At 69.6% G+C, this 4,129-nt stretch carries 2 protein-coding genes, 2 tRNA genes and 1 pseudogene; 4 read left to right on the forward strand and 1 reads right to left on the reverse strand.

Features of this window, described 5'->3' with window-relative positions; translation table 11 throughout:
• A pseudogene (locus FNH04_RS42470) lies at positions 1–506 on the forward strand (hypothetical protein); the annotation flags it as partial.
• A gap of 17 nt (positions 507–523) precedes the next feature.
• Here FNH04_RS42470 and FNH04_RS42475 read toward each other — a convergent pair.
• A tRNA-Gly gene (locus tag FNH04_RS42475) sits at positions 524–597 on the reverse strand.
• 166 nt (positions 598–763) lie between these two features.
• Between FNH04_RS42475 and FNH04_RS42480 the strand changes: the two genes are divergently transcribed.
• The 3 genes from FNH04_RS42480 to FNH04_RS42490 all read left to right on the forward strand — a co-directional run bounded on the left by FNH04_RS42480 (position 764) and on the right by FNH04_RS42490 (position 3,800).
• Positions 764–840, forward strand: a tRNA-Pro gene (locus FNH04_RS42480).
• A gap of 213 nt (positions 841–1,053) precedes the next feature.
• The gene (gene tig, locus FNH04_RS42485; RefSeq protein WP_322725466.1) at positions 1,054–2,445 is read left to right on the forward strand and encodes a trigger factor; all 1,392 of its coding nucleotides are present in this window, start codon (positions 1,054–1,056) and stop codon (positions 2,443–2,445) included.
• 737 nt (positions 2,446–3,182) lie between these two features.
• The gene (locus FNH04_RS42490; protein ID WP_322725467.1) at positions 3,183–3,800 is read left to right on the forward strand and encodes an ATP-dependent Clp protease proteolytic subunit; all 618 of its coding nucleotides are present in this window, start codon (positions 3,183–3,185) and stop codon (positions 3,798–3,800) included.
• The last annotated feature ends 329 nt before the right edge of the window (positions 3,801–4,129 follow it).

The raw sequence follows: 4,129 nt of genomic DNA on the forward strand, positions 1-4,129 counted from the left end.
GCGGGGAGGGGGAGCGTACGGGGATGACGCCACGCGACTACGTCGTCCACCTCGCTCTCCCCCAAGCTCCCTGCTCGAGCGAAGCCGATGAGTTCCGCACCCGGTTCCGTCATGAACCGGCCGCGGCCCGCCGGGCCGGCGGCGCCCTCACCATGCCCGTCGTGGACGCCGACGCGCCGCGCCCCTGGGCGGCCACGCTCCACATCCCGCATACGTACGACGGCACGGCCCGCTCCCGTCGCGCACTCGCCGGCGACGACCCCCGCGTCATCGACTTCGGTATCTCCCGCGCCGCCGAGTTCGCCGTGTCCGACGCGCTGAACCGGACCGGCCGTGTGATGGGGACGCCGCGCCTCATGTCCCCGAGCAGTTGCCGTCCCCGCAGGACGTGGGCCCCCGGCCGCGGACAGGGGAGTCGTCGCCCTTCACGGCGCCGAAGGGCATCCGTACGCCCTGAAGACCGCCCCAGAAAACGATCAGGGCCAGGCGGAGGAATCATCCTCTGACCTGGCCCTGAGCCGTATGGAGCGGGCGACGGGAATCGAACCCGCGTAGCTAGTTTGGAAGACTAGTGCTCTACCATTGAGCTACGCCCGCGTAGGCCGCGCCGCAGGTCAGGTGACCACGGCACAGGAGGCATCGTAGCGGGTCGTACGCCCTCGCCGCACACCCGGTTTCCGTCAGCACCGGCGCACGGCCGTCGCTCGTGGAATGCGGCAGCCGCACTGCCTGTGGGCATGTACCCTACGTGTCGCACACCAGACGGGGTGTGGCGCAGCTTGGTAGCGCGTCCGCTTTGGGAGCGGAAGGCCGTGGGTTCAAATCCCGCCACCCCGACCACCAGCCCGAATCCACCACGGGCGGTCCGGAGCCCCGGGCTCTCCTTTTGGGGGCGTGTAGCGCCTGCGGTTACTATGCAAACTGCGCGCCCGTGTGTCTGCACCGTTACGTCTCTCAAGGGCCCGCTAATCAGCTGAGGCTCTGCCCGGTCGTCCGATTTGGCAGCGGTGCGCAGCAGAACCCCCAAGAAGTCAGCCACAAGGAGACCGAACCGTGAAGAGCGCCGTCGAGACCCTGAACCCGACCCGGGTTCGGCTCACTGTTGAGGTGCCCTTCGAGGAGCTCAAGGACAGCCTCGACGCGGCGTACAAGAAGATCAACCAGCAGGTCACGGTGAAGGGCTTCCGCAAGGGCAAGATCCCGGCCCGGGTCATCGACCAGCGGTTCGGTCGTGGCGCCGTGCTGGAGGAGGCCGTCAACGACGCGCTTCCGAAGTTCTACACCGAGGCCGTCAACGAGGCCGAGCTGAACGTCCTCGGCCAGCCCGAGGTCGACATCACGGAGCTGAAGGACAACGAGCTGCTGTCCTTCACCGCCGAGGTCGACATCCGCCCGACCATCGAGATCCCGGACTACTCCGGTATCGAGGTCGAGGTCGACGCCGTCGAGGTGACCGACGAGGACATCGACAAGGCGGTCGAGCAGCTGCGCGAGCGCTTCGCCTCGACGTCCCCGGTCGAGCGCGCCGCCGAGGACGGCGACGTGGTCACCATCGACCTGGAGGCCAAGGTCGACGGCGAGGTGCTGGAGGACGGCGTTGCCGAGGGTGTCTCCTACACCATCGGCTCCGGCGAGCTGCTCGACGGCATCGACGACGCCGTCAAGGGCCTGGAGACCGGTGGCGAGGCCACCTTCACCTCCGAGCTCAAGGGCGGCTCGGCGGCGGGCAGGGAGGCCGAGGTGACCGTCAAGGTCACGCAGGTCGCCGCCCGTGAGCTTCCGGAGCTGGACGACGAGTTCGCGCAGCTCGCGTCCGAGTTCGACACGCTCGAGGAGCTGAAGGCGGACAGCCGTACGCGCCTGGAGAACACGAAGCAGTACGACCAGGCCACGCAGGCCCAGGAGCGTGTCCTGGAGAAGCTGCTGGAGCTGGTTGAGGTGCCCGTTCCCGAGAAGCTGCTCGAGGACGAGATCAACACCCGCAAGCACAACCTCGAGCACCACCAGCTCGGTCAGATGGGCCTCACCCTCGACAAGTACCTGGAGATCCAGGGCAAGTCGGCGGAGGAGTTCGACACCGAGACCCGTGAGGCCGCGGTCAAGGGCATCAAGACCCAGTTCGTGCTCGACGAGCTCGTCAAGCAGGAGAAGCTGAACGTCAACCAGGAGGAGCTGACGGAGCACCTGATGCGCCGCGCCGCCTCCTCGGGCATGTCCCCCGACCAGTTCGCCCAGGCGGTCGTCGAGGGCGGCCAGGTCCCGCTCCTCGTCGGCGAGGTCGCCCGCGGCAAGGCCCTGGCCCTGGTCGTCGAGGCCGCCACGGTGAAGGACACCAACGGCGAGGTCGTCGACCTGGACGACGAGGACGAGGACGAGGCGACGGCGGAAGCCACCGAGACGGCCGAGGCCGCGGAGGCCGCCGCCGAGGACAAGCCGGAGGCCTGACCTCCTCGGCACCCGTAGCACACCCCTGACGGGCCCCGAGACCGCGCCTGCGGCTCTCGGGGCCCGTCGGCGTCCGTACGTCCGTACACCCGGACGCCGACGGGTGCGCCGCGCCATGACCGCCTTGGGCCCGCCGCGCCACGTCGTGACGCGACGTGGCGCGGTGCGCCGTGGCAGCCGGTGCGTCGTGGTAGCGGTGGGTTGTGGTGGCGGTGCGTTGTCCTGCGGGCGCGTTGTGATAGCGGCGTGCCGCGGTGCGGTGCGTCGTGATAGCGGTGCGCTGTGGGGGTGTGCATTGTGACGGCGGTGCGTGTGGTAGCGGCGCGTCATCGCGCCGGGCGCGCCCACGCTCTCAGGGGCGCGGGGAACTGCGCGACAAGCCACGACGAGACCAGCGGCCGAGACCAGCGGCCGAGACCAGCGGCCGACCACCGACAGGAACCCGGCAGACGAGACCGCACCGGGGTTCGGGGCGGAGCCCCGTGACGGTGCCTGCCGGAAACGGGGCGACCCACAACCACGGCACCCCCGAGACCCGGCCAACCCCGCGGAGCACATGCGCTGACAGCGAACAGTTCCCTCTGCGGGATTCCCCGGAGGGACCCGCGCGTTAGGGTCCATGAATACGAGGGCAGGGGAGTCCCCGGAGCCGCCCGACAGGGGCGCACACGGAGTCCCAGGCCCCAGCAGAAGACGTGAGACGGCCCGGCGCCGTCGTAAGACGAGCAGGTGGATACGTGACGAATCTGATGCCCTCCGCCGCTGAGCCTTCCATCGGTGGTGGCCTCGGCGACCAGGTCTACAACCGGCTGCTCGGCGAGCGGATCATCTTCCTCGGCCAGCCGGTCGACGACGACATCGCGAACAAGATCACCGCACAGCTGCTGCTCCTTGCCGCCGACCCCGACAAGGACATCAACCTGTACATCAACAGCCCCGGCGGCTCGATCACGGCCGGTATGGCGATCTACGACACCATGCAGTTCATCAAGAACGACGTGGTGACCATCGCCATGGGCCTCGCCGCCTCCATGGGCCAGTTCCTGCTCAGCGCGGGCACGCCGGGCAAGCGCTTCGCGCTGCCGAACGCCGAGATCCTGATCCACCAGCCCTCCGCCGGCCTGGCCGGCTCGGCCTCCGACATCAAGATCCACGCCGAGCGGCTGCTGCACACCAAGAAGCGCATGGCCGAGCTCACGGCCCACCACACCGGCCAGTCCGTCGAGCAGATCACCCGCGACTCCGACCGCGACCGCTGGTTCGACGCCTACGAGGCCAAGGACTACGGCCTCATCGACGACGTCATCACCCACGCCGCCAGCCTGCCGGGCGGCGGCGGCACCGGGGCGGCGTAGCGGCGCACGCCCGGCGCGAGCCGGAGTCGGCGCACACCGGCGCACGGCACCGTGCAGTTGCACGGGCCGTGCGGTTCGTGCGGCCGTACGACGGAACCGGGCCCACGCGACCACGTACGACAGCGGCAGCGACGGATCGGGACGCTTCCGACACCGGGACCGGCGGTCATCACGACCGGCGGTCACGGGGGAGGGCGATCACCGACGCGTCGAGATCATCGCGAGCACGTACGAGTATGGAAGCGAGGGGCCGCGACCCCGTACGAAGGCGCGCAGCCGACGCACCGAGACTCCGGAAGACCCCGGCGACCCCCGCCAAGCCCCAGAGC

Source organism: Streptomyces phyllanthi (assembly GCF_009377205.1).
Lineage (GTDB): Bacteria > Actinomycetota > Actinomycetes > Streptomycetales > Streptomycetaceae > Streptomyces > Streptomyces phyllanthi.